Source organism: Butyrivibrio proteoclasticus P6B7 (assembly GCF_000622085.1).
Classification (GTDB): Bacteria; Bacillota; Clostridia; order Lachnospirales; family Lachnospiraceae; genus Butyrivibrio; species Butyrivibrio proteoclasticus_A.
Genome location: NZ_JHWL01000002.1, coordinates 72,426 through 98,513 on the forward strand (window position 1 = coordinate 72,426; position 26,088 = coordinate 98,513).

20 protein-coding genes are annotated in these 26,088 nt (G+C 41.2%); 16 read left to right on the top strand and 4 right to left on the bottom strand.

The annotated features are described in order from the left end of the window. Position 1 precedes the first annotated feature (1 nt). Entirely contained in the window at positions 2-1,420 is a 1,419-nt protein-coding gene (gene uxaC / locus T541_RS0101905) for a glucuronate isomerase (protein WP_026651094.1), read from the bottom strand. A gap of 201 nt (positions 1,421-1,621) precedes the next feature. Here uxaC and T541_RS0101910 point away from each other — a divergent pair, with 201 nt between their 5' ends. The 8 genes from T541_RS0101910 to T541_RS0101945 all read left to right on the top strand — a co-directional run bounded on the left by T541_RS0101910 (position 1,622) and on the right by T541_RS0101945 (position 12,410). Then, complete coding sequence (locus T541_RS0101910) at positions 1,622-3,124, top strand: UxaA family hydrolase (RefSeq protein ID WP_026651095.1); 1,503 nt, start codon at positions 1,622-1,624, stop codon at positions 3,122-3,124. A 296-nt stretch (positions 3,125-3,420) separates the two neighbouring features. Continuing rightward, positions 3,421-5,055 (top strand): hypothetical protein, encoded by a 1,635-nt coding sequence (locus T541_RS0101915; protein ID WP_026651096.1) that lies wholly within the window; start codon positions 3,421-3,423, stop codon positions 5,053-5,055. A 103-nt stretch (positions 5,056-5,158) separates the two neighbouring features. Next, the gene (locus T541_RS0101920; protein ID WP_051538044.1) at positions 5,159-6,115 is read left to right on the top strand and encodes an ABC transporter permease; all 957 of its coding nucleotides are present in this window, start codon (positions 5,159-5,161) and stop codon (positions 6,113-6,115) included. Positions 6,116-6,126: 11 nt separating this feature from the next. Further along, a complete protein-coding gene (locus tag T541_RS0101925; protein ID WP_026651098.1) occupies positions 6,127-6,993 on the top strand; it encodes a carbohydrate ABC transporter permease in 867 nt (288 codons plus the stop codon). 66 nt (positions 6,994-7,059) lie between these two features. Further along, positions 7,060-8,697 carry a glycoside hydrolase 43 family protein gene (locus T541_RS18560; RefSeq protein ID WP_034465716.1) on the top strand — a complete coding sequence of 546 codons (1,638 nt, stop codon included), beginning with the start codon at positions 7,060-7,062 and terminating at the stop codon, positions 8,695-8,697. A 19-nt stretch (positions 8,698-8,716) separates the two neighbouring features. Further along, complete coding sequence (locus tag T541_RS0101935; protein WP_242840737.1) at positions 8,717-10,669, top strand: family 43 glycosylhydrolase; 1,953 nt, start codon at positions 8,717-8,719, stop codon at positions 10,667-10,669. A gap of 18 nt (positions 10,670-10,687) precedes the next feature. Then, entirely contained in the window at positions 10,688-11,533 is an 846-nt protein-coding gene (locus T541_RS0101940) for a sugar phosphate isomerase/epimerase family protein (RefSeq protein ID WP_026651100.1), read from the top strand. A 121-nt stretch (positions 11,534-11,654) separates the two neighbouring features. Continuing rightward, positions 11,655-12,410 carry a hypothetical protein gene (locus T541_RS0101945; protein ID WP_026651101.1) on the top strand — a complete coding sequence of 252 codons (756 nt, stop codon included), beginning with the start codon at positions 11,655-11,657 and terminating at the stop codon, positions 12,408-12,410. A gap of 116 nt (positions 12,411-12,526) precedes the next feature. Here T541_RS0101945 and T541_RS0101950 read toward each other — a convergent pair whose 3' ends face one another. The 3 genes from T541_RS0101950 to T541_RS0101960 form a co-directional block, all read right to left on the bottom strand. Next, positions 12,527-14,638 (bottom strand): hypothetical protein, encoded by a 2,112-nt coding sequence (locus T541_RS0101950; RefSeq protein WP_026651102.1) that lies wholly within the window; start codon positions 14,636-14,638, stop codon positions 12,527-12,529. A gap of 101 nt (positions 14,639-14,739) precedes the next feature. Beyond that, complete coding sequence (locus T541_RS0101955) at positions 14,740-15,072, bottom strand: hypothetical protein (RefSeq protein WP_026651103.1); 333 nt, start codon at positions 15,070-15,072, stop codon at positions 14,740-14,742. Between the two features lie 177 nt (positions 15,073-15,249). Continuing rightward, the gene (locus T541_RS0101960; RefSeq protein ID WP_026651104.1) at positions 15,250-16,527 is read right to left on the bottom strand and encodes a nucleotidyltransferase; all 1,278 of its coding nucleotides are present in this window, start codon (positions 16,525-16,527) and stop codon (positions 15,250-15,252) included. A gap of 232 nt (positions 16,528-16,759) precedes the next feature. Between T541_RS0101960 and T541_RS0101965 the strand changes: the two genes are divergently transcribed. The 8 genes from T541_RS0101965 (at position 16,760) to ftsY (ending at position 26,048) form a co-directional block, all read left to right on the top strand. Then, complete coding sequence (locus T541_RS0101965; protein WP_026651105.1) at positions 16,760-17,953, top strand: acetate/propionate family kinase; 1,194 nt, start codon at positions 16,760-16,762, stop codon at positions 17,951-17,953. Positions 17,954-18,149: 196 nt separating this feature from the next. Continuing rightward, positions 18,150-19,010, top strand: a complete 861-nt coding sequence (locus tag T541_RS0101970) for an AraC family transcriptional regulator (RefSeq protein ID WP_026651106.1) — start codon at positions 18,150-18,152, stop codon at positions 19,008-19,010. A 168-nt stretch (positions 19,011-19,178) separates the two neighbouring features. Then, positions 19,179-19,361, top strand: coding sequence for a 50S ribosomal protein L32 (gene rpmF, locus T541_RS0101975; protein ID WP_022777229.1), 183 nt, complete (start codon positions 19,179-19,181; stop codon positions 19,359-19,361). Between the two features lie 133 nt (positions 19,362-19,494). Then, complete coding sequence (gene plsX, locus T541_RS0101980) at positions 19,495-20,505, top strand: phosphate acyltransferase PlsX (RefSeq protein WP_026651107.1); 1,011 nt, start codon at positions 19,495-19,497, stop codon at positions 20,503-20,505. A 50-nt stretch (positions 20,506-20,555) separates the two neighbouring features. Then, a complete protein-coding gene (acpP, locus tag T541_RS0101985; RefSeq protein ID WP_026651108.1) occupies positions 20,556-20,792 on the top strand; it encodes an acyl carrier protein in 237 nt (78 codons plus the stop codon). A gap of 90 nt (positions 20,793-20,882) precedes the next feature. Beyond that, positions 20,883-21,575 (top strand): ribonuclease III, encoded by a 693-nt coding sequence (gene rnc, locus T541_RS0101990; protein WP_026651109.1) that lies wholly within the window; start codon positions 20,883-20,885, stop codon positions 21,573-21,575. Position 21,576: 1 nt separating this feature from the next. Then, positions 21,577-25,134 carry a chromosome segregation protein SMC gene (smc, locus tag T541_RS0101995; protein ID WP_026651110.1) on the top strand — a complete coding sequence of 1,186 codons (3,558 nt, stop codon included), beginning with the start codon at positions 21,577-21,579 and terminating at the stop codon, positions 25,132-25,134. Continuing rightward, positions 25,134-26,048, top strand: coding sequence for a signal recognition particle-docking protein FtsY (ftsY, locus tag T541_RS0102000; protein WP_026651111.1), 915 nt, complete (start codon positions 25,134-25,136; stop codon positions 26,046-26,048). Before smc ends, ftsY begins: the two co-directional genes overlap by 1 nt. Positions 26,049-26,088: the final 40 nt, after the last annotated feature.

Here is a 26,088-nt window from a genome sequence, read left to right on the forward strand (position 1 = left end):
TTTATCTCGTTTCTAATGAAAATTTGAAATATCTCACAGCGTTGTTGTAGGAGATATCCTTGGCAATCTCACCTAAAATATCAAGGTTCTCTTCAGGATACTCACCATTTTCTACTAAGGATCCGAGGTAGTTACAAAGGATTCTGCGGAAGTAGTCATGTCTTGTATATGAAGTAAAGCTTCTTGAATCAGTGAGCATACCAACAAATCCTGAAAGGTTACCGGATTCTGCTACAAATGCAAGCTGTCTCTCCATGCCCTGCTTGGTATCATTGAACCACCAAGCGCTTCCCTGCTGAATCTTAGCTACAGTTGGGCCTTCGTTAAAGGCATTAAGAGTAGTGTTGATGATCTTGTCATCATTAGGGTTAAGACTGTAAAGAATAGTCTTAGGAAGGCTGTTCTTGGAGTGAAGTGCATTAAGGAAGTCAGCCAGTTCGCCCATAGGGTAGTAAGCATCAATTGTATCAAAGCCTGTATCTGGACCAAGCTTTTCAAACATAGGAGAGTTGTTGTCTCTCTTACATCCGAAGTGAAGCTGCATTACCCAGCCGCGCTTTGCAATCTCTTCACCTTCAAATAACATGAAGGCTGTCTGGTACTTAAGGTACTCTTCATTAGTGAGAGTCTCACCACGAAGTCTCTTGGCGAAGATTGCCTCAACTTCGTCATCTGTAGCAGGCTTGTACATAACATACTCAAGAGCGTGGTCTGTTACGTTGCAGCCCTTGGATGCGAAGTAATCAAGTCTTACTCTGAGAGCTTCCTTAAGGGATTTGAATGAATCGATCTTTACACCGCTAACTTCAGATAGGGTGCCAATATATGAAACGAATTCGGGTTTGATAATGTTCTTAGCCTTGTCTGGACGCCATGCTGGAAGTACCTGTACGTCAAAGGTCTCATCAGCGGCAATCTTGTCATGCCATTCAAGTGTATCTACTGGATCGTCTGTAGTGCAGATAAGTGTTACATCACTCATCTTGATGAGCTTACGAACGCTCATATCTGGTGACTGAAGTACTTTATTACAGATATCGTATACTTCCTCAGCAGTGCTCTCATTAAGAATGCCGTTGTAGCCAAAGTACTTGCGGAGCTCTAAGTGAGCCCAGTGGTAAAGAGGATTACCCACTGCCTTACCAAGGCACTTTGCAAACATAACGAACTTCTCTTTGTCAGAAGCTTCTCCTGTGATGTACTTCTCATCAACTCCAAAGGCTCTCATAAGACGCCATTTGTAGTGATCACCTCCAAGCCATACCTGAGTAATGTTGTCGAAATGTCTATCCTCAGCAATCTCTCTGGGACTAATATGACAGTGGTAGTCCAAGATAGGCATATTCTCAGCATAATCATGGTAAAGCTTTTTAGCAGATTCGCTCTGAAGTAGGAAATCTGCATCCATGAATTTCTTCATTTTCATACCCTCCCGAAAATATTTATGGTTTTTATGAAAAAAGTATGTAAGCCTTTTCATATTTAGACATAGTAATTATACAAGAGAGGGATAGTAAATACAATAGCAAATATTTGTTGACGCTAGCACTATTTGAAGATATGATTTAGATGAAAACGCTTACATAAAACATTGCGTAATCTTACATAAAGGGGTATTTTTATGACTGATTTTTTACAGATACATAAGCTGGATAATGTGGTTGTGTGCCTGGATAAGCTGTCTAAGGGTGATAAGATCACTCTTACAGATGGTAAAGAGATTACGGCTTTGGAAGAGATTCCTGCAGGCCATAAGATCGCTATTACCGATATCGGCACAGGGGAAAATGTAGTTAAATACGGCTATGCCATTGGCCATGCCACCAGCGATATCAAGGCTGGAGCCTGGGTTCACACCCATGATACCAAAACTAATCTTGAGGGAATTTTGGAATACAAATATGAACCTGATTCTTCCTATATACAGGAAAAGAAATCTCTTATGGGATCCAGAAAGGGTATTTTCAAGGGCTTTCTAAGAGAAAACGGAAAAGTTGGCATCAGAAATGAAGTATGGATCATCCCTACAGTTGGATGTGTAAATAATATTGCAACTGCTATGGCTAAGCAGGCTAGCTCTTTTGTCAAAGGCTCTGTTGATGAGGTTGTGGCCTTTACTCATAATTATGGATGTTCTCAGACTGGCGATGATCAGGAGCATACCAGAACTATCCTGGCTGATCTTATTAACCATCCAAATGCTGGCGGCGTACTGGTGTTGGGCCTTGGGTGCGAGAATAGTAATATCGATGTGCTTAAGCCTTACATAGGTGATGTGGATTCATCAAGAGTTAAGTTCCTTGTATGTCAGGAAAGCGATGATGAGATGGCTGATGGCCTTGAGCTTCTTAGGGATATTATTGAGACAGCTTCTAAGGATGAAAGAACTGACTGCGATCTGTCCAAGCTGGTAATAGGCCTTAAGTGCGGCGGAAGTGACGGCTTTTCTGGAATTACAGCTAATCCACTTGTTGGAAGGATTTCCGACAGGATTGTTGAATACGGCGGAACATCGATTTTGACTGAGGTTCCAGAGATGTTTGGCGCAGAGACTATTCTTATGAACAGATGTAAGGATGTTGAAACATTTAATGATACTGTGAACATGATAAATGGCTTTAAGGAGTATTTCACCAAGCAGGGTGAGCCTATTTATGAGAATCCTTCACCAGGTAATAAAGCAGGTGGAATCACTACTTTGGAGGATAAGTCTCTTGGATGTACTCAGAAGTCAGGAGATTACCCAGTCATGAATGTTCTTGAATATGGCGAAAGAACTGATGTTACAGGTCTTAATCTTCTGTGTGCTCCAGGCAATGACCTTTGTGCAGCTACGGCTTTGGCAAGTAGTGGAGCGCAGATAGTTCTTTTTACAACAGGAAGAGGAACTCCATTTGCTTGTCCTGTGCCTACGCTTAAGATTGCCAGCAATAACACTATTGCAGATAAGAAGGGCAACTGGATCGATTATAGAGCAGGCCAGATTCTAGAAGGAAGAACCTTTGATGAACTTACAGACGAACTCTTTGAAAAGATTGTAAGAACAGCCTCTGGAGAGAAGCTAAAAAGCGAGATTAGTGGCTTTCATGACATGGCAATCTGGAAGAGGGGAGTTACACTTTAAACGTTATATGTGCAAATTGCACAATGGAATGTGGCGAAAATGATATGCGATTATGCAAAATTGGGTTTTTGAACCTTCAAAATCATATTTTGGACATATTTTTTGTAAAAAGTATTTATGTAAGCCCTTACGAAAATCTAGGAAAATCGGGGATTCTGAGAAAAAGTGAACAAAGTCGATGTAATTTATGCAAAATTAACGATTGCAAAGGATTTCAATACATGATAAATTACTTACATAAGCTTTGAAAACGCTTACATTTATTTTTCATCTAATGTATGGGAGGATTAGTAGATATGAAAAAGAAAGTTTTATCATTACTTCTTTCAACAGCAATGGTAGCTTCTCTTGTTGCATGTACTAACTCTGGTGCTGGCACAACAGCTGGCGGAGACAGCAACACTGGAAGCGCTTCCACAGGTGCTTCAGAAGAGGCAGCTAGCGAGTACGTGCTCGACAAGATCACAATGGTTGTTGATGGAACACTTACAGCTAACCAGGAGAATGGTCAGCAGGAGTTCAACGATCAGTGGGATGCTTATGTTTCCGAGAAGCTCGGACATGACATTCACCTTGAGATCAAGCAGCAGGATCACTCAGGCTATGTAGATGCTGTTGGTAGAATCTTTGCTTCAGGCGATATGCCAGACGTTATGATCATGCCAGCTTCTATGTATGCTCAGTACATCAACACAGGTATCCTTTGGGATATGACTGAGGCATATGAGAACGCTGATTTCCAGTCACGTATGCTTTATCCTAACGTTAACGAGAACGTTAAGGCAGTAGGCAACGGAAGACTTTACGGTATTGCTCCTACATATGGTAACGGATGTGTTACTTATGTAAAGAAGGCTTGGCTTGATAACTGCGGATTAAGCGCAGATGACATCAAGACATATGAAGACTATTACAACATGCTTCTTGCATTCCATAATGGCGATCCAGATGGCAACGGCAAGGACGGAGACACATACGGTGTTATCTCTGCTGGATTCCTTGGATTCGAGGCTCCATACATCAACTACCTTCCAGAGTTCTGGCAGGATGCTTACCCAGCTATCTATGAGAAGGATGGTCAGTGGGTAGACGGATTCCAGGAGGATGCTACTAAGGAAGCTCTTACAAGACTTCGTCAGGCTTATGTAGATGGTGTTATCGATCCTGAGTCTCTTACAGCAGGTACTAAGGATGCTCGTGAGAAGTGGTTCTCAAATGACCAGACAGGTTCAGCTGGTGTATTCACATACTGGGCTGGAACATGGTACCAGAACCTTACAGATTCACTTACAAAGAACGATGTTGATTCTGAAATCGTTGAGATCGCTCCTGTAGCTGAGGTTGGTGCTTACATCAACAGAGAAGCTCCTGTATGGGTAATCATTAACGATGGCGACGATGACAATTCACGTGAGCAGGCTATCTTCGATGCATTCTTCGAGACAATGCTTGATGGCGGATTTGGTCAGATTCTCTGGACATACGGTGCTGAGGACGTTCACTGGTCAACAAAGGCTGAGTCTTTCACAACTAACCCAGATGATCCTGAGAAGAAGAAAGACTATGAGTACGCTGAGGGTGAGTTCCACCTTAAGCCATCACCAAACGACCCTAACACATTATGGAAGAAGAACCATCTTGATCCAGCTCTTACAATCTGCAGCCTTGAGGGTGACTATGCTGGTTATGTAAATCAGTCTTCACTTGCAGCAGAGGGTAACGAATTCTTCACAGCACACATGAAGGATGCTCCACTTTCTCCTTCTTCAGACACACTTACAGAGGCACAGGGAACTATCAATGATGCTAAGGATAAGGTTGTTTCTTCAGTTATCGTTGAGGGTGTTGATGTAGATACAGCTCTTGAGACATACAAGGCTGAGGTTGGTGCAATCATCGATCAGGTTCTTGAAGAGCTCAATTCTAAGTAATTTAGTATTTGATCTTATCTAAAAATGGTCCTGCCTAAGGAAGGCCTTAGGCAGGCTATTTTTTGAAAAAGCCAAGTTAAATGGTAATCAAAGGGGATAATTTATGGCAAAGATAGATAGCAAAAAGGATGGTAGAAACATTCGAAAAAAACCATTAGGACTGAGAATTTGGAATGCAAGAGGTTATTACCTTATGTTTCTTCCTGTTTTCATATTTGTCCTTATATTTTATTACTGGCCAATGCTTGGTGTAAAATTTGCTTTTTATGATTACAAGCCGGTTGGAGTTCCAAAGTACATTGGAACAGCTAATTTTGAAAAGATGTTTACTGGACTTGGAGCCAGTGCTTTCTGGACATCATTTGGTAATACACTATTACTTAGTGTAGTCAAGTTACTTATTACAACTTTATCTTCAGTTATTGTTTCAGTTTTTATTTTTGAAATGGGCAACATGATTGTTAAGAAGACTCTTCAGACAGTCATTTATCTTCCTCATTTCATGTCATGGGCTGTAGTAGCATCTATTTTTGGAATGCTCCTTTCCCCATCAAATACTGGTCTTGTTAACAACCTTATTTTCAAGGGAGATACCAATAGATTCATCTATTTCCTTGCTGATAAGAATTTATGGAGACCTATTTTCTATATCATTAACATATGGAAAGAGACAGGATGGGGCACTATTATTTTCCTTGCAACCTTATCAGGTATCAATCCTGAGCTTTATGAGGCTGCTGATATTGATGGTGCTAAGAGACTTCAGAAGATCCGCTACGTAACAATTCCAGCTCTTATGAATACGATTATTACAGTGCTGATTCTCAACCTTGCCAAGGTTCTTAACATGTTTGAGTCAGTATTTGTTCTTTATAACCCAGCTGTATATGAGAAAGCCGATGTTATTTCTACATATATCTATCGTCAGGTATTTGGAAATGCACTTCCAAATTACGGTTATTCCACCGCGGTAGGTCTGTTCAAGTCATTGGTTGGTTGCGGTCTTGTTCTTTTCTGCAACTGGCTCAGTAAGAAGACTCGCGGACGCGGCATTATTTAAGGAGGTTCACCATGGCGAAGAAGATGAATGCGGTTGCGGGCCGCAAGAGAAAACTTGGCGTTTTCGATATAGTTAACTATTTTGTTTTTATTATACTTGGACTTGTTATCCTTATTCCTATTTGGAAGGTAGTAGTCGACTCACTTAATTCAGTAGGTGTTTATCAGTTCAGACTTTGGCCAAGAAATTTTACTCTTGATGGATATAAGGTTATTGTTTCTACCAAAGAGCTTTATAGACCTTTCCTTAATTCAGTGATCACTACTGTACTTGGATCATTCCTTGGACTTACACTTTCCACACTTGGTGGTTATGTTCTTGTTAAAGAGGAAGTTCCAGGACGAAAGATTTTTGCTTATTTCCTTCTGTTTACAATGATATTCTCAGGTGGAATGATCCCTGAATACCTTGTAATGAAGAAGATTGGTCTTATTAACAAGATGTGGATCCTTGTATTTAAGCATGGTATGAATGTTTACAATCTGGTTCTTATGAAGAACTTCTTTGAGAACATTCCTGATTCACTTTTTGAGGCAGCTGAGATCGATGGATGTTCTCCAATGGGTATCTTCTTTAAGATCGTGCTTCCTTTGTCTAAGGCTGCTCTTGCATCCATTGGACTTATGTTTGCAGTAACTATCTGGAATGACTATTCAACCGTTAAGATCTACATTAGTGATCCTGACCAGGTTAACTTCCAGTACAAGCTTTATAATATGACCATGGCTGGTGATACGCCTACCACTGCCTATAATGTTTCACAGACTACACTGTTTAACGCAGGTATCGTAGCAGCGATTCTTCCATTCATGGTTCTGTATCCTTTCCTTCAGAAATACTTCGTTCAGGGTGTTAATATTGGAGCGGTAAAGGAGTAATCAATTGTTTTGTAGCCGTCCGGAGTATTTATATTCCGGACGGTTAATTGTCTTAGGAGTATAATAATGAGATTTTCAGACTTAGGTAATGGACAATTCAAAAACCCGATTTTATTTGCAGACTATAGTGATCCTGATGTGATAAGGGTTGGAGATACATATTATCTCACTGCATCAAGCTTTAACTACACACCAGGTCTTCCTATTCTGATTTCCAAGGATCTGGTTAATTGGGAACTTAAGAACTATGCTCTTAAGAATATAAAGGAACAGCGCTTTGATATTCCAAGACATTCAGAGGGAGTGTGGGCTCCTTCCATAAGATTTCATGAGGGAATGTTCTATATATATTATGGAATGCCTGATGAGGGAATCTATGTAGTAAGGACCACAGATCCCCTTGGTGACTGGGAAGAACCTGTTCGCGTTTTGGAAGCAAAGGGCTTTATTGATCCATGTCCAATTTGGGATGAGGATGGAAGAACCTATATTATCCATGGTTATGCTAAGAGCCGAATTGGCTTTAAGAGTATTCTTGGTATTTTTGAGATCTCACCTGATAGCCTTAAGGCTATATCTGAGGATCAGTTTATATTTGATGGCAATGATGAGAGACACCTTGCTATAACCATTGAGGGGCCTAAAGTCTATAAAAGAGATGGATTTTACTATATCCTTGCTCCTGCAGGAGGTGTTAAGGAAGGATATCAGGTTGCTCTTAGAAGTAAGGATATCTATGGCCCCTATGAGCTTAAGACAGTTTGTGAGTCTGGAGATAGCGTAATAAATGGACCTCACCAGGGAGGCCTTGTTGATACAAAGTCCGGCCAAGAATGGTTTATTCACTTTCAGGACAGAGGCCTTTATGGCAGAATCTGTCACATGCAAAGGGTAACTTGGGATAGGGGCTGGCCTGTTATTGGGGTTAATCCTGATGATAATGGAATCGGTCATCCCTCAGAAATATATGACAAGCCCGACGTAGAGGGGGACTTTGAAAAGACAGCTCTTTTTGCATCGGATGAATTTGAGGGCGGCAAGTACAACCTTAACTGGCAGTGGCTTGGTAATCATAAGGAGTCTTTCTATTCGGCAGTCACGGGACGTGATAACGGTATAAGGCTCTATTGCCTTAATCCATCAGGAGATGAGGAACCGACTCTTTGGAGAAGCAGTAATGTCCTTACTTTGAAGTTGGTATATCCTGTTTTTGAGACTATAATTAAATGTGACATGTCTGGTCTATGCATTGGAGAGAGGGCTGGAGTGTGCATGACAGGTGGTCAGTATATCATGGTCTATCTGGAAAAAGAGCAGGATGCAAGAGTTTTCCTTAAGGTAGCCGAATCCTATGGAGAAGATAAGCAGAGGAAGGAAGATATTATTTATACTCTGGATGTTACAGATAAGGATCTTTCTGATATTTCTTGTAAGCTTATCTTTGATATTGAAGGCAGGAACTTTGATTCAGAGCTTTTGTATTATAAGAACATATGGCCTTTAGAAGGTGAGAAGAATCCTTCACTTAAGGTGAGGGTAACCTTTGGAGATGGGGAAGAGGTAGTTCTTCCTGTAGACTATACACCTTCTGATCATACCTGGGTTGGAGCTAAGATTGGTATCTTTGCTCTGGCAACCAGTACAGATCCGGATTACAAGGGAGGTCATGGGGACTTTTTAAGTGTAACGACTACAGAGCTATAAGTGTTTTTGGGGGATTAATATGGATAAGGAACTTGAGAAAGCAATAATAGACGGTAATCTTGACGGGGTAAAAGAGATACTTGTCTATAGTCCTGAAAAGGCAGACAAAGAGGGCTTTTTCCTTGCAGCTAAGCTTGGGAACTTCGATATAGTCAGGTATTATGTGGAGTATTCCAGACTTAGCCTTAATGAATATGACGATGATCACAGGAATGCTCTTCATTATGCAGCTCTTTCCGGGAATAAGGAGCTCTTTATATATCTGGTTGATAAATGTGGAATGGATCCCACAGCCGGTGACAACAATCTTGTGACCAGCTGGGATATTGTTCGTGAACAGTTACATGAAACTGATAATAAAGAGATAGATGGTACAGGGAATGCTCCTGATTTTGCCGGCATTGAAGAGTACCTTGAAAATAAATATGGTCACAAATACGAGGACTTTTATAAGAATCCCATAAGACGAGGATTCTTTCCAGATCCTTCAATCTGCAGAGTTGGAAGCGATTATTACATGGTGAATTCTTCATTTATCTTTTTCCCATGTATTCCAATTTCCCATTCTAGAGATCTGATTCACTGGGAGATAATAGGCCATGCCATAACTGACCCTAACTGTGCAGGGATTGACGATCTAGAGGGAGGAAGAGGTTATTGGGCTCCTGATATTTCGTACTATGAGGGCAAATTCTACATTACTGCGACCCTTAGGTTAAACGATAAACCTCCGGTATATAGGCGTCAGATCATAGTTTCATCTGAGCGCCCCGAGGGTCCATATTCGGAGCCTGTATATATTGACGAGGACGGTATTGATCCAAGCCTTTTTAACGACGACGATGGCAAAAGATATATGCTTCTAAATAGAGGCGCCAGAATACTGGAGCTTGATAAGACAGCAACTAAGCAGATTTCCGAGGCAAAGCTTTTGTACTATGGAGATCACAAGAGGGCTCCGGAGGGACCACATCTTTTTAAGAAGGATGGATATTACTATCTTCTTGAGGCAGAAGGTGGAACTGGAGATGGACACAGAGTTACGGTTTCCAGATCTAAGACTTTGTTTGGTAACTACGAGACCTGTCCCTATAACCCTATTATGAGACAGAAGGATGAAGGTGCCATAATCCAGAGATGTGGGCATGGAGATATGGTTGAAACTAACGACGGAAGGTGGTTTATGGTCTATCTTTGCGGACGCAAGATAGATAATAAATACAGTATGCTTGGAAGAGAGACAGCAATTGACCCTGTAACCTGGACCAGCGATGGATGGCCAATAGTTAATGACCTAAAGGGACCGTCATATATGCAGGTTAAGCCTTATCCGGACATGGATGGCTCAGAGGATGCAGATGTTCCTAAGGCAAAAGAGATACTTCCTTTTGACTATACGACTCCAAGAACCTTTTTTGAGGGCAATATCAATTATTTGGAGGAGGATGGTCACAGAGTTTTTGACATTAGAGGCTGTAAATATCCTTTAAGCAGCGTTCAGAGTAGGAATATCGTCCTTAGAAGGCAAAGCTCTTTTAAATTCAAATATAGTGTAACGCTGGAGATTCCTGAGCTTTCTGATGGACAGAACGCCGGAATTACTGGATACTACGATGAGAATACCTTTATATGCTTTGGAATTAAGAACGTGGAGGGCAGCAACTATGTTTATGCTCTGGAACACTGTGGTGAAGCCCTTAGCGAGAAGGTTTCCAAGGAGCCACTGCCCACTGAGGCAAAAGAGATTTCTTTTACCATGACAACAGACTATCTTCAAAGAGTACTAAGTTATACAGTTTTTGGAAAAGAAAATACATTTACAAGGCTTTCTGATGTGTATTATCTTTGTGATGAAGGATTAAAAATGGGAAAGAGATTTACCGGTGCCATGGTGGGAATGTATTGCTATGGTGGGCCTTTGCAGAATGTTGTGGCAAGGTTTACAGATCCTGTTTATGAGGATGTGGGGTAAATCTAAGAGGGATTACTGATGCAGATAGGAATTAGATTTCATGATACTGTGGAGCTTCCTTTTGAGGAAAGACTTCAGGAAATAAAGAGACAGGGCTTTAGCTGTACCCATATCGCTCTTTCTAAGGTTAAGGGCTTTACAGCAGATACAGAGGCGCTGACCCCAGGTTATGCCATGTATATGAGAGATGCCTTTAGAAGAGCAGATCTTGATGTGGCTGTTCTTGGATGCTATCTTAATCTGGCAACTCCTGATCAGGCGGCGCTTAAGGCCACTCAGGATAAGTATATGGCTCATATCCGCTTTGCATCTCTTATGGGAGCAGGCATGGTAGGAACAGAGACTGGGGCTCCTAACGTGGATTACCATTATGACAAGGAGGCCTGCCATTCCAAGGAGGCTTTGGATTCTTTCATAACTAATCTTAAGCCTGTAGTTCAGTATGCAGAGAAGATGGGCGTAATTGTAGCTATTGAGCCTGTTTACAGACATATAGTATATGATCCTAAGAGAGCCAGAGAGGTTCTTGACAGGATTGAGTCACCTAACCTTCAGATAATCTTTGACCCTGTGAATCTTCTTTGGACTGATAACTATGATCGCAGGGAAGAGGTATTCCAGGAGGCAATTGATCTTCTTGGCAAGGATGTATGCATGCTCCACTTAAAGGGCGGATGCCTTGAGGATAATGCGGTAAAGAGTTTTGCCTGTGGAATGGGAGACATTGATCTTTCAAGCGTTATCAAGTTCGCCTGCGAGAGAAAGCCCTTTATTCATGCTACTTTGGAGGACACAGTTCCTTCAAATGCTGTTGCAGCAAGGGAATATATAGAGGGACTTGAGGCAAAGTACGCTAAAGCCTGATTCCATCATATGGAAATATAAACTTGAATTTTATCTCCTTATTTGATATATTTGGTAAGTTGTTATTTTTTACCAATTTGTTAACATTTTTTGTTAACAGTCAAATGAGGAGAATTTTATTATGAAGAAGAAAATCGTAGCAATCATGCTTATGGCTTCACTTGCTATTGCTTCAGTAGCATGTGGATCAACAAAGGAAATCGAGCCAGCAACAAACGAGTCAAGTGTAGAAGAGTCAAGTGTAGAAGAGTCAGTTGAAGAGACAACAGAAGAAGCTGACGAGGCTGATTCAGAGGAAGAAGCAAAAGAAGTATCTGAGGAAGAGGTTGATGATTCTGAGTTCACATCAGGTGTTATCAACGGTAATGTCTATGAGAACATGTTCTTTGATGTTACATACACAATTCAGGACGATATGAGATTTGCTACTGAGGATGAGCTTGCTCTTCTTTCAGGCGCTATGTCAGACCTGGTTGATGATGAGGCTACAAAGTCTCAGCTTGATAATGGTCAGACTGTTATCGTTGCTTATGCTTTAAATGCAGATAACACAAAGACATTCAACGTAACTATGTCTTCACTTAACGTTTTTGGTTCACTTCTTTCTGAGAAGACTCTTGTAGATATGTCTATCGAGCAGGCTATGCCAACACTTGAGCAGATGTATCAGAACGTTGAGGTTTCAACAGAAGAGATGGAGATCATGGGTGAGACTCACTACGTTGCTAACATGTCTATGGAAATGAACGGTGTTCAGCTTTACCAGAGACAGATGTACATCATCAAGGGCAGCTATGTATCAGCTTACACATGCGCTACTACAGACCTTGCAGAACTTGATAAGCTCTATGAGGGCTTTGCTAAGTACAACGACTAATCTGAATATAGATTAAAGATGTAAAATACAAATCCCATGCCAGTTGGCATGGGATTTTTTGTTTTCAGTTTATGTATTTATTTTCGTTAATGATATTATGCGTTTTGTATTATCTTTTACTTCTGCAAATGTGCAATCTGCCTTGATAGTGGCTCTGGGATAGGAATATCTTCCTTCTTAAGCTTATGTACCACATTTGTAAGAGGCTTGATCTGATTGGCAATCCTTGTGTTGTAGTGATTGATAAGCTCTGTATACTGCGGATTATCCCCAATCTTTTCTCTTAGCTCTTTTGCAAAAGGACAGAAGGTAAAGATAATCTCCCTGGCAACTTTGTTAAGTCTTGGAGAGCTTGCTGCCTCGAACTTAACGTAGGCAAGGTAGTCAGCGATAAATACGTTCTTATAGTTGTTGGAATACTTCTTAAGGTCTGTCTTAAGCTTTTCTTTATTGTCCGTTGAAAGGGCAGGATTCTTCTTGTAGAACTGCAGATAATCGCAGTACATGGATGTAAGGGAAGGATCCGTTACATCATTCCAGTGAACGCCCTGCTCAGTCTTACACATTTCCCATCTGAATTCGCCAAAGAGCTTAACCATGCATTCTTCGGTGTTCTCAGTATTAAAGATAGAAACAACCATTCTGGCAGGGGTGCTTCTCTTTTTACCTTCAATTTCCTGCCACAGGGAAGCTCTGCTTCCTACGTTAGGCATCAGGATCATGTATGGATTGATGTCATCTGCGTAGTGAATCTGGTTAATGCCGATCTCAGGATTTGAGAACACGGCGGATCTGCAGAATACACCGTAGTCAACAGCCTTGATCATGCTGTAATACTCATTAATCTTGTTCCAATTAAGGTAAGCCATATCAAGAGGCTTAAGAACGTTTTGAGAATCAAATACTGGAACAAAGGATGAGATACGACCAAAGGTCATTCTATTACCAAGGGCAAAGAGATTATGAACCTCGAAGTCCAGTCTGCTCTTAGGGTCATCGGTCATGGCATCAACCTGAGCCTGGTTAAGATTACCGCTTACCTTTTGGTCTCTAAGGTATGTAGGCCAGTCCTGATCAAATTCGTTTCTCGAAGGTTCCACCTCGAGGTTATAGATCTTGATGAGCCACTCATAAATTAAAAGAGTCTTGCCTTCTGGGTCTGGAGTATAGGCTTTAGCCATATTGTAGAGGATAGAGGTGTTCTTCTCGCCGGCCAGCTCTTCATCTACAAAGCCGAACATAAAGAACATCTTTACTTCAATTGGTACATTAGGATCTGTCAGACTCTTTAAAAAGGCTGGGGTAAATACTTCATAGTAGGTTGTTCCTATATTACGCCTTAAGGCTCTGCATTCATCAGAGGAGTCATATCTGTTATCGTTAGCCTTAAACTCTTTTATCTGATCCTGGAACTTAGTGGCAATCTCTGTAGATACGCCGGAGTACAGAAGGATAGTATCCAGGGCATTTACTACAGTTACCACAGCTTCGCCGCCTTCTTCCATGCGCTCCTGGTCATGAATCTTGGCTTTAATAACCTTCATGGTGGAGTTGAAGGATGCGCACTGGGAAGTCAGAGCTTTTCTGTACTCAGCCAGGAGCTGGGACTGCTCTGAGATAATGTTATATATGGTGTAGGTGGTCATGACCATACCTACTGCGATGTCGATATTTAATGGGTAAAAGACCTTTTTTAGATGGGCTTCACTTTCCTTAAGGGCCTTAACAAAGGTAAGGGACCATTCAGGAACCTTGCCGCCTTTTTCAGGAGGAATGAGGTTGTCTATTTCAGGGAAGGTCTTGGGAGTTTCACCCACCTTAAGACACAGATTAGGATAGTTGGCATAATCTGATTTTATTCCTTCGTATTCTTCCAGGGCTTCTTCATATTCCTGCTCAAACACGTCTACGCATTTATAAGCAGTTTCTGTACTCTGGGATGCAAGGATGGCAGCAATCTTAGGGTTGGAGCGGACTACATTTGGAATGTCGTCAACGGTTTCAAAGGGATAGGAGTAAACGGCTGATTCTTCCAGGGCCTCATAGGTATAAATGTAGGGTTTGCCTGGCTTTTCAACGATGCCTACAAAACCACCTACTGATAATTCGATTGATGAATATTGGTTGGAAATTTTAAGACGGCCTTTTACAAGGACTTCGATGGTGCTAACGGTATCGGCTGCTGATTTGTGAAGAATTTGACCTTTTTCAAGTTTGAGAAGTCCCATAGATCCCTCCAGAAAGAAACATCAAATGCCACCATTTTGTGTATACATATTAATGATATCACGTTAATTCTTGCTCATCAATGGGGGATTGTGGGTAGCCACTATACGCCTGGGCTAACGATAAATATTAGATACCAAATAAAGAAGATTCCACCTGCGGCTGCAAGGATTTCGATTATGCCAAGAATTAAGAATTTAATGTTCTTGGCTATTGCTGCCAATATGGTGCCAACAATGGTCAGTATTATTCCTGGAAAGACACTAAGAGCGAAGCTTATTAGTGCAAAGGTAGAGCAGAGACTATATATAGCTCCACGGGAAGTTGGAGCTTCTAGAATTGCTGATATAATAAATAATTGCATGCTTAATACGAACAGAGCTACTGGTAGAATAATAAAGATTTTGTATACTTTGCTGTTCTTTTCGCTTTTCATATAAGTAAACCTCCGCATAAAACTCTGTAGCTTCGATTCTATCACAATAAGGCCAAATCTGTTAGTATATAGAAAGAAGAGATGGCAGAGGAGATGTCCAGAGAACTACTAGAATATATCTAATGAATAAATCCCCCGAACTATGAAAAGTAGTCGGGGGATTATTATTGTTGTATTTTAATCAACTATCTGCTTAAGCTTATACTCATCAAGGTAGGTGCCCTTTGTAGCCAGGCTGTAGACCTTGCTGGCATAGAGGGTTTCATCTAAAAGAGACATTTGAAGAGGACTTAAGAGTTTTTCTGAGTCCTTAAGTCTGTCTATGATAGGAATAGATGACGCCTCATGAGCGCTGGATAGAAGCTTGGAAGAAGACTTCTTAAGTCCAAGAACTCTTGCATAAGCGGTGTAATCGTCGTATTTATATGCTTCCATATGAGCATCAGTTATGCCAAGTAGGATGTGAATAAGGCTTCTGCTGATGCGGGCATAGGACAGGTCCTTGGATTTAAGTGCCATGGCGAACTCATCAAATGTGGTAAAAGAGCTAACGTTGTTCAGGATTTTCTGAGCAAGATCGCTACTTACATCAAGGTATTTGGATAATACATCAACGCTGCTTTCAGATAAAAGCTTATATAACAGAAGTTGTGAAAAATCATTTGTAGTAGCAAACGGTTTTGATACAGTATCTGATGACTCGTGGCTATTATTGCAAGAGTTATCATGCTCGATATTACTGTTAGACTCTACAAGTATTCTGTGTGCAGCTTCTGGAATAGATCCGCTTATATCCTTGCCAGAGAGCATAGCTTCTCTAATGGCAGAAGCACTGGAAAGCTCATTGAGGGCATCAGAATGGTAACCTTCGCCAGCTCTTGTGATGGTATAAGGCTTAATAGAGCTATTGGCGAGCTTCAATGCCTTTAGATATTCAATTCCAAGGATGTTATTTGGACTTGCCATGATATCACTTATAGCATTTCCGGCGCTAAGGGAAGGAACTGTGGCCATAAGTGCATTCTGCCTGGCCTTTGGAAAGCTTGCTCCATTTCTTAGCTCTTTTGCCAAAGCATCCTTAAATTCCTGAGGCTCAGATGCAAGAATATCTGCAATCTCTGAAAGGGCAGCAACATCACCACATTCACTGCCAAAACACAGATAGTCAACTACGCCAAGCTTATCAAGAATAGAAACGGCGCCACTTGCAAAGAATTCAGCACTTCCAGTTGAATAGTAGATTGGAAGCTCAATAACAAGGTCAGCTCCGCAGGAGAGGGCCATTCTGGTTCTGGTGAATTTGTCTATGATGGCTGGAGCGCCCCTCTGAACGAAATCACCGCTCATTACTACAACACAAAAATCGGCATTCAGATCTTTTTTACACTGTTCAATAAGATATGAATGGCCGTTGTGAAATGGATTAAATTCCGCGATGATTCCGATAGTTTTCATGATTTGTAAGCACTTTCAAAAATGGCATACTTTTGTGCAACATTTGCACTTGCCATAAAAATAGTCAATGTTACAATATTAATGGTGTATTTCATAGATTGCCAAAATGTGGTATCATACACATTTGCTGTATTCTTCTTTATTACACCAGTGTCATATTTATAATAAAGCAATGAAGCATGTTTGTGAATATGCTTTATAATCAGAATTAATTAACGAAAAGAGGTTTATCATGAAAATTCTTGTTATCAATTGTGGAAGTTCTTCACTAAAGTTCCAGCTCATCGATTCAGATTCAGAGGCAGTTATCTGCAAGGGTCTTTGCGAGAGAATTGGAATTGATGGAAGCCAGATCAGCTACACACCAGAAGGCAAGGATAAGATAACTAATGTAACTCCTATGCCAGATCACAACAGAGCTATCGAGCTTGTCATCGAGGCTCTTACCAATAAGGAAAATGGTGTTGTTGAGCTTTCTGAGATCGGCGCTGTTGGACATCGTATCGTTCACGGCGGTGAGAAGTTCACTAAGTCAGTTGTTATCAACGAAGAGGTTATCAAGGCTATTGAGGAAGTTAGCGACCTTGCTCCTTTACATAATCCAGCTAACCTTATCGGAATCAGAGCTTGCCAGAAGGTAATGCCAGGAGTTCCTATGGTTGCAGTATTTGATACAGCTTTCCATCAGACAATGCCTCAGAATGCTTATCTTTATGGTCTTCCATATTCATACTATGAGAAGTACGGCATCCGCAGATACGGCTTCCACGGCACAAGCCATTCATATGTTAGCAAAAGAGCTGTAGAAATCCTTGGAAAGGACGCTAAGGACCTTAACCTTATTGTTTGTCACCTTGGAAACGGTGCTTCAATCTCAGCAGTTAAGGGCGGACAGTGCGTTGATACTTCTATGGGTCTTACTCCACTTGAGGGCCTTATCATGGGCACAAGAACAGGTGATATCGATCCATCTGTTGTTGAGTTCGTTATGAAGAAAGAGAATTCTACAGTAGCAGATGTAACTAACTTTCTTAACAAGAAGTCAGGTGTGTTTGGTCTTTCAGATGAGCTTTCATCAGACTTTAGAGATCTTGAGGACGGTTACAACAATGGTCATGCTGGTGCAATCCGTGCAGTTGACGCTTTTGTTTACCGCGTAGTTAAGTATATCGGCGCATACACAGCTGCTATGGGATCTGTTGACGCTATCTGCTTTACAGCAGGTGTTGGTGAGAACAGTGGCTTTGTTCGTAAGCTTATCTGCGACAAGCTTTCATTTATTGGAGCGGTTCTTGATAACGATGCTAACAAGGTTCGCGGCGAGGAGAAGTTCATCTCAACTCCTGAGTCAAAGGTTAAGCTCTTGGTAGTTCCTACTAATGAGGAGCTGGCTATCGCAAGAGATACTTTCGAGCTTTGTAAGTAATATCTTTTTACAAATAAATAAGTGTGTTAGACAGCCACGTTGTTCCTAAGGAATGATGTGGCTGTTTTTTGATTGATATTTTATTATCAGAATATACTATTTTTACAATGTAAACCTAATAAAAACTTGAAAATTATGAAGTGATACCTTATGATAATAATTGTTGCGCCAAGGACGCATATAGGAGGATATTGGGGTGAAAGAGTTAAATTCATGCAAGGAAGCGATGGCATCAAGCATTGAAAATAAGTATTTCAGCATTGCTCATTTATATAAGGATGAGAAGGCTATGGAAATGCACATTCACGATTGCTATGAGGTTTATTTTTCGATTTCAGGTGGTAAGCAGTTCCTTATAGATAATAAGGTTTATGATATTAAGCCAGGAGATCTTTTCCTTATCAATCAGTACGATTCTCATTATCTTACTCAGATTGATAAAGAGCTTCATGAGAGAATTGTCATTATGATAGATCCTGATTTCATGAGAGGCATTTCCAGCAGCGAGACCAATCTGGATGCTTGCTTTAGAGATAGAGGAGATAAGTTCTCCCATAAGCTTTCATTGTCTGGAGATCAGCAGAGTAGGTTCCTTTACTTTATTAACAAGATTCTTACCAGCAATGGTTATGGTCATGATCTGTTAGAAAGAGCTACCTTTACTGAGCTTTTCGTTATGATCAACCAGATAATAATAGATAAGAACACAGACAAGGTTACAGATAAGGCCGCCACTTATAATGAACAGGTGGATGCGATTCTTTCTTATCTTAATAACAATATTCAGTATCCTATCAGTATTGGAGACCTTGCCAAGCAGTTCTATATCAGCGAGTCTTATATCTGCAGGATATTTAAGTCTGCCACAGGAACAACTATTAATAAGTACATGACAGCAAGAAGAATTTCTATAGCCAAGTCTTTATTAGCAGAGGGTATTGGTGTGAGCGAAGTTTGCGAGCGATGCGGATTCTCGGATTATAGTAATTTCCTTAAGGCCTTTACTAAATCTGTAGGTATTTCCCCTAAGAAATACTCACAGAATTGCAACAGATAAGGGTTAAAAGAACTAATTTTTTAATGAATAGTTGTATTTTACTGAAAAAATTGTTGACAAAGACATTTGTTATGGATATACTACATAGGTATGCTAATGAATAAACGTAAATAATTGCCTTGCAAATAAGGCAGTTTCTTATACGGTTACTGTAAGGAGGTGTTACTCATGTCAATCTGCCCAAAGAATAAATCATCAAAAGGCCACAGAGATCAGAGAAGAGCTAACTGGAAAATGACAGCTCCAACTTTGGTTAAGTGTAGTCATTGCGGCGCTCTTATGCAGCCTCACATGGCTTGCAAGAAGTGCGGCTATTACAATAAGAAGAGCATCGTTGAAGTTGATGCTTAATTAGGTTAGTATAACCTCATGTATGCAGAAATTTTAGGGCTTTCCAACTATGTTGGAAAGCCTTGATTTTTGATTATCACTTTAGTATCATCTATAAATAGGGTTTTTAAGAAAAGACTAGGGGGATGCGTACATGTCTGATTTAGTCAGAGTTGCTGTAGATGCTATGGGCGGTGATAACGCGCCTTTTGTTACAGTTAAGGGTGCAGTTGATGCCGTTAACGAGAGCTCTCAGCTTAAGGTTTTCCTTGTAGGTAAGGAAGACGTTGTAAAGAGTGAACTTAATAAGTACAGCTATGACAAGGATCGTATCGAGGTTGTTAATGCAACTGAGGAGATCGAGATGGCAGAGCCACCTGTTATGGCTATTAGGAAAAAGAAGGATTCATCCATTGTTAAGGCTATGTATATGGTGAATCATGGCGAAGCAGATGCCTATGTATCTGCAGGCAGTACTGGAGCTACTCTTGTAGGTGGTCAGGTAATTGTTGGAAGACTTAAGGGTGTTGACAGAGCACCTCTTGCTCCACTTATTCCTACCGAGAAGGGTAATTCTCTTTTGATCGACTGCGGAGCCAACGTGGATGCCAGATCCAATCATCTGGTTCAGTTTGCCAAGATGGGAACCGTTTATATGGAGAACATCATGGGCATCAAGAATCCTACAGTTGCCATAGTTAACATTGGCGCTGAGGAGGAGAAGGGCAATGCTCTTGTTAAGGAGACATTCCCACTTCTTAAGAATTGTCCTGACATCAATTTCATTGGAAGTATTGAGGCCAGGGATATTCCTGCCGGATATGCAGATGTTATTGTCTGTGAGGCCTTTACAGGAAATGTAATTCTCAAAATGTATGAAGGTGTTGCCAAGTCTATGATGCATGTCATCAAGAAGAGCATGCTTTCAAGCTTTAAGACTAAGATTGGTGCGCTTCTTATTAAGAACGACCTTAAGAAATCTCTTTCCGATTACAGTATGGAGAAGTACGGCGGAGCTCCTATGTTAGGACTTAAGGGACTGGTTGTTAAGACTCATGGAAGTGCCAATGATATTGAGGTTAAGAACTCCATTATGCAGTGTATTGCATTTAAGGAAATGGAGATAAGCAAGAAGATCAGCGAGAAGCTCTCTCAAGAGGTTTGATCGTTGCAAAATATTATTTAAATACTGGATTACAGTAAAGGAAGGTTATTATGGAATTTGAAAAGATGAAAGAAGTAATTGCGAATGTACTTAATGTAGATCCTGAGGAGATCACAATGGATACAACATTTACAGAGGATCTTGGAGCTGATTCGCTTGATCTTTTCCAGATTATCATGGGTCTTGAGGATGAATTCGATGTTCAGATTGATCCTGAGAAGACTGAGAAAATTACAACAGTAGGAGAGGCTGTAGAGCTTCTTAAGACAGCAGTTTCTGGTAAATAATTTTCGACTTTGTCAAAAGAGGCAGCATTCATTTCTGCCTCTTTTTTCTTTCTAATACCACAACAATTTTAATTCTTAGATGAGGTTATTATGCTTAGCACAGAAAAGCTTAATGAATTTCAAAGTAAAATCGGATATACCTTTAAAAACGTGGATCTGCTGATCCAGGCTCTTACTCATAGCTCTTTTGTCAATGAGCAGAAGATCAATAAAAAAGAGGACTACGAGAGGCTAGAGTTCTTGGGAGATGCTGTTCTTGAGATGGTCTCCAGTGAATTCCTTTTTAAGAAATATCCTGAAAAGAAGGAAGGCGAAATGTCCAAGATCAGAGCATCACTGGTTTGCGAGCCAGCGCTTGCTTTTGATGCTGAACAAATCAACCTTAAGGAGTACATTCAGCTTGGAAAGGGCGAGGAAGCCACAGGGGGAAGAAATAGAGAATCCATTATCTCAGATGTTTGCGAAGCTGTGATAGGTGCGCTGTTTCTTGATGGCGGAATTGAAGAATCCAAGCGTTTTATAGATAAGTATGTCCTTACTAATGCAGAGAGCATGCAGATGTTTGCAGATAGTAAGTCTATACTTCAGGAGCTTGCTCAGGGTAGCAACTTAGGACAAATTAGATATGAAATTTGTGGCGAAAGTGGTCCTGAACATGATAAAATATTCAAGACGCGCGTTTATGTCGGTGAAAAGATTTTTGGAGAGGGGACAGGAAAAACCAAGAAGGCTGCTGAACAGAAGGCGGCTTACGAGGCTCTTCTTGTATTAAAAAAGAACTAAGATGTATTTAAAAAGTATTGAGATACATGGCTTTAAGTCATTTGCCAATAAGATCAAATTTGATTTCCACAACGGAATCACAGGAATCGTAGGACCCAACGGCTCTGGTAAGAGTAATGTTGCAGATGCTGTAAGATGGGTTCTTGGTGAACAGCGTATCAAACAGCTGCGTGGCGGATCCATGCAGGATGTTATTTTCTCGGGAACAGAGCTTAGAAAGCCTCTGGGCTATGCTTTTGTTGCCATCACACTTGATAATTCAGATCATTCCCTTGCAATTGATTATGATGAAGTAACTGTCTCCAGACGTCTCTATCGTTCTGGAGAGAGTGAATATATGATTAACGGTACTGCCTGCAGACTTAAGGATGTGAATGAGCTCTTTATGGATACTGGTATCGGTAAAGAGGGCTATTCCATCATCGGACAGGGTCAGATCGATCAGATCCTTTCAAGTAAGCCTGAGGACAGACGTAATCTTTTTGATGAGGCTGCCGGAATCGTTAAGTTTAAATCCCGTAAAGAGACTGCAATCAAGAAGCTTGAAGAGGAGAAAATCAATCTTACAAGACTTTCTGATATTCTTTCAGAGCTTGAGAAGCAGATCGGACCTTTGGAGAAGCAGTCTGAGGTTGCCAAGGAATACTTAAAGAGAAGAGAAAGACTTAAGACTCTTGATGTTAACATGTTCCTTGTTGAGAACAAGAATCAGAAGGCTCAGTTCGAGGAGGCTTCCAAGAATCTTGATATTGCAACCGGTGAACTTGATGGTGCCAAGAAGGGCTATGAGGAGACCAAGCTTGAGTATGAGAATATTCAAAAAGAGCTTGAGGATCTGGATAAGAGAATCGACGAGGCAAGAGCTAAGATCACAGATTCTTCTGTAAAAAGAGAGAAGTTAGAAGGCCAGATCGGTATTCTTAATGAGAAGATCAAGGCTGCTACAGACAACGATGCTCATTTCAAGAGCAGAATGAAGGCTGAGCAGGAGAAGATTGCTGAGAAGAACAAGGAAAAGGATAAATACCTTGCTGAGAAGGCTCAGATAGATGAAGAGGCATCAGCTCTTTCTAAGGACAGAGAAGAGGCCAGGAAGAATCTTAACGGAGTCCTTACTCAGATTCAGAATATAAATGATGAGATCGAGGAGTGCAAGAGTACTATTATTGAGACTCTTGGCACCAGAGCTAATATCAAGTCCAAGCTCAGTTCTTTGGAAACAATGAAGGAACAGGTCAATATCAGAAAGGCCGAGCTTACAAGAAAGCTTGTTAGCGCCCGCTCTGATGAATCCAAGCAGGAAGAGACCATTAAGAAGCTCCGTGATGAGTTTGATGCAATAACTGCCGAAATTTCAGAGATGAACAAGCGCCAGAAAGAGACTGATCAGGAGATAGTATCTATCCGTGAGAATATGTCTCTTAAGGATACAGAGCTTCGTAAGACGCAGGAGCTTTATCAGCAGGAGAAATCAAGACTTGAGGCTCTTGCTAACCTTACTGAGCGATATGAGGGCTATGGCGGAAGTGTTAAGAAGGTAATGGAGCGCAAGGATGATACCAAGGGAATCATTGGTGTTGTTGCGGACATTATCAAGACTGAGTCCAAGTATGAGACAGCTATTGAGGTGGCTCTTGGCGGAAATATTCAGAACATCGTAACAGATGATGAAGAGACTGCTAAGAAGATGATCAGATATCTTAAGGATACCAAGGCTGGTAGAGCTACATTCCTGCCACTTACATCTCTGGATAATCCTCCAGAGCTTAAGGCTAAGGAAGCGCTTAATGAGCCAGGTGTTCTTGGTATGGCTGATGAGCTTGTTACCACAGATCCTAAGTACAAGGCTGTTGCCAAGGCAATGCTTGGAAGAATCGTGGCCGTTGATAATATCGACAACGCGGTTAAGATCGCAAGAAAGTATAAGTACACTGTCAGAATGGTAACCCTTGAGGGTGAACTTCTTGTACCAGGTGGTGCTATTTCTGGTGGTGCGTTTAAGAATAATTCTAATCTCCTTGGAAGACGTCGCGAAATGGAAGACATGGAAGCTAACGTCAAGAAGTACAAGGCCACAATTGATAGTCTTAAGCTTGAGATCGAGAGCTATAAGACTAAGAGAAATGAGCTTCGTGAGCTTTCTGAGGAGCTTAGAGCTGAGCTTCAGGGCAAGTTCATTGCTCAGAATACTGCAAGACTTAATGTCCAGAACGAGGAGGCTCGTCAGGAAGAACAAAAGGGCAACTACAGCGAACTTAAGGTTGAGAATGATGAGATCGAGAGCAAGATGCTTGAGATTGCCAATGAGAAGGAAGAGTCAGAGGCAGCTCTTTTAGCATCTGAGAATCTTGAAAAGGAATGCGCTGCCAAGGTTGAGAAGTTCCAGAAGGAGCTTGAAGGCCTTCACGAGATAGAGGAAAAAGAGAACGACAGCGTTGCCAAGTGGGATATCGAATACGAGAAGATTGCTCAGAAGCAGGAATTTAAGCAGCAGAACATTGATCGTGTCGACGCAGATATTGAGGCTGAGGAGAAGGCTTTAGAGGAGATCATGGATTCTCTTAAGGCCAACGAGGAAAGTCTTAACCAGAGTAGATCAGACATAGAAGAGATCAGACTTACTATCGAAGCTTCTTCAGATGTTCAGTCTGAGACCACAAAGGAACTGGATGAGATGAAGGACAAGAAAAATGAGCTGTCCCTTTCTCAGAAGGAGTTCTTTGGTAAGACAGAGGAGCTTAATAAGCAGATGTCAGACTTGGAGAAGGAAGTTATCAGATTAACTTCCAAGAAGGAAAGATGTCAGGATGCTATAGAAGCTCAGATCAACTATATGTGGAATGAGTATGAGATCACATTGACTGATGCAGCGGCTCTTCGAGATGAGGAGATGACTGATGTTCCAGCCATGAGAAAAGAGATCGGCTCCTTAAAGGATGCCATCAAGAAGCTGGGCGATGTTAACGTCAATGCCATCGAGGACTACAAGAACCTCATGGAGCGTTATACCTTCATGAAGACTCAGCATGATGATCTTATTGAGGCTGAGAAACAGCTTAAGGAGATCATCAAGGATCTTGATGAATCCATGCGCAAGCAGTTCATTGAGCAGTTCCACCTTATCAACAACGAGTTTGATAAGGTGTTTAAGGAAATGTTCGGAGGCGGTAAGGGAAGTCTTGAACTTGCTGAGGATGAGGATGTTCTTGAAGCAGGAATCAGAATCAATGCTCAGCCACCAGGAAAGAAGCTGGTTAACATGATGCAGATGTCCGGTGGAGAGAAGGCTTTGACTGCCATAGCTCTTTTGTTTGCTATTCAGAATCTTAAGCCATCACCATTCTGTCTGCTTGATGAGATCGAGGCGGCTCTTGATGAGAATAACGTTGTCAGATTTGCCAAGTATCTTCACAAACTTTCAAGCACTCAGTTTATTGTAATTACGCACCGCCGTGGTACAATGGAAAGTGCTGACAGACTTTACGGTATTACTATGCAGGAGAAGGGTGTATCTACTCTTGTCAGTGTTAATCTTATTGATAAGGAGCTTACTAACTGATGGCTAATGGATTTTTTAGCAAGTTACAGCAGGGTCTTTCTAAGACCAGAGATAATATAGCCAGAGGAATTGATAATGTCTTTAGTGGCTTTTCCAAGATAGATGATGATTTCTACGAGGAGCTTGAAGAGACTCTTATTATGGGTGATATCGGTGTGAACACCACCACTCGTATCATGGAGAATCTTAAGGAGCAGGTTAAAAAGAACCATGTTTCTGATACTGCTGAGTGCAAGGAGCTTCTCATTGAGTCTATCAAGGAGCAGATGAAGACAGATGAGCACGCCTATGACTTTGAGGATACCAAGAGCGTTGTATTTGTAATTGGTGTCAACGGCGTAGGTAAGACCACATCTGTTGGAAAGCTGGCATCTATTTTCAAAAACAGAGGAAAGAAGGTTCTGATCGCTGCTGCAGATACTTATAGAGCAGCTGCCACAGAACAGCTCAGGGAATGGGCTGACAGAGCCGGATGTCCTATCATTACAGGCAGAGAAGGCGGAGATCCAGCCAGTGTTATTTACGATGCTGTTGGGGCTTTTAAAGCTAGAGACTGCGATATTCTTATAGTTGATACGGCAGGAAGACTTCACAATAAGAAGAATCTTATGGAAGAGCTTGCCAAGATGAACAGGATCATCGATAAGGAACTTTCAAATATATGCAGAGAGAACTTTATTGTTCTTGACGGAACTACTGGTCAGAATGCTTTAATGCAGGCTAAAGAGTTTGGGGAGGCTGCAGATCTGACAGGTATAGTTCTTACTAAGCTTGATGGTACAGCAAAAGGGGGAATTGCTGTAGCAATCGTATCTGAGCTCAACATTCCGGTTAAGTATATCGGTGTGGGCGAAGGTATTGATGACCTTGAAAGATTTAACAGCGATGATTTTGTAAAAGCTCTTTTTGAATAAAGGGAGCGGAGCATCAATTCAGGATATGGAGGAGAAATGG

Excerpts from the sequence above, each read along its gene's own strand:
- rnc (WP_026651109.1), top strand. The coding sequence starts at position 20,883 with ATGCTTAGCACAGAAAAGCTTAATGAATTTCAAAGTAAAATCGGATAT.
- T541_RS18560 (WP_034465716.1), top strand. The coding sequence starts at position 7,060 with ATGAGATTTTCAGACTTAGGTAATGGACAATTCAAAAACCCGATTTTA.
- T541_RS0101920 (WP_051538044.1), top strand. The coding sequence starts at position 5,159 with ATGGCAAAGATAGATAGCAAAAAGGATGGTAGAAACATTCGAAAAAAA.
- T541_RS0101925 (WP_026651098.1), top strand. The coding sequence starts at position 6,127 with ATGGCGAAGAAGATGAATGCGGTTGCGGGCCGCAAGAGAAAACTTGGC.
- rpmF (WP_022777229.1), top strand. The coding sequence starts at position 19,179 with ATGTCAATCTGCCCAAAGAATAAATCATCAAAAGGCCACAGAGATCAG.
- T541_RS0101955 (WP_026651103.1), bottom strand. The coding sequence starts at position 15,072 with ATGAAAAGCGAAAAGAACAGCAAAGTATACAAAATCTTTATTATTCTA.
- T541_RS0101945 (WP_026651101.1), top strand. The coding sequence starts at position 11,655 with ATGAAGAAGAAAATCGTAGCAATCATGCTTATGGCTTCACTTGCTATT.
- ftsY (WP_026651111.1), top strand. The coding sequence starts at position 25,134 with ATGGCTAATGGATTTTTTAGCAAGTTACAGCAGGGTCTTTCTAAGACC.
- T541_RS0101940 (WP_026651100.1), top strand. The coding sequence starts at position 10,688 with ATGCAGATAGGAATTAGATTTCATGATACTGTGGAGCTTCCTTTTGAG.
- uxaC (WP_026651094.1), bottom strand. The coding sequence starts at position 1,420 with ATGAAGAAATTCATGGATGCAGATTTCCTACTTCAGAGCGAATCTGCT.
- T541_RS0101960 (WP_026651104.1), bottom strand. The coding sequence starts at position 16,527 with ATGAAAACTATCGGAATCATCGCGGAATTTAATCCATTTCACAACGGC.
- plsX (WP_026651107.1), top strand. The coding sequence starts at position 19,495 with ATGTCTGATTTAGTCAGAGTTGCTGTAGATGCTATGGGCGGTGATAAC.
- T541_RS0101950 (WP_026651102.1), bottom strand. The coding sequence starts at position 14,638 with ATGGGACTTCTCAAACTTGAAAAAGGTCAAATTCTTCACAAATCAGCA.
- T541_RS0101935 (WP_242840737.1), top strand. The coding sequence starts at position 8,717 with ATGGATAAGGAACTTGAGAAAGCAATAATAGACGGTAATCTTGACGGG.
- T541_RS0101910 (WP_026651095.1), top strand. The coding sequence starts at position 1,622 with ATGACTGATTTTTTACAGATACATAAGCTGGATAATGTGGTTGTGTGC.
- smc (WP_026651110.1), top strand. The coding sequence starts at position 21,577 with ATGTATTTAAAAAGTATTGAGATACATGGCTTTAAGTCATTTGCCAAT.
- acpP (WP_026651108.1), top strand. The coding sequence starts at position 20,556 with ATGGAATTTGAAAAGATGAAAGAAGTAATTGCGAATGTACTTAATGTA.
- T541_RS0101915 (WP_026651096.1), top strand. The coding sequence starts at position 3,421 with ATGAAAAAGAAAGTTTTATCATTACTTCTTTCAACAGCAATGGTAGCT.
- T541_RS0101965 (WP_026651105.1), top strand. The coding sequence starts at position 16,760 with ATGAAAATTCTTGTTATCAATTGTGGAAGTTCTTCACTAAAGTTCCAG.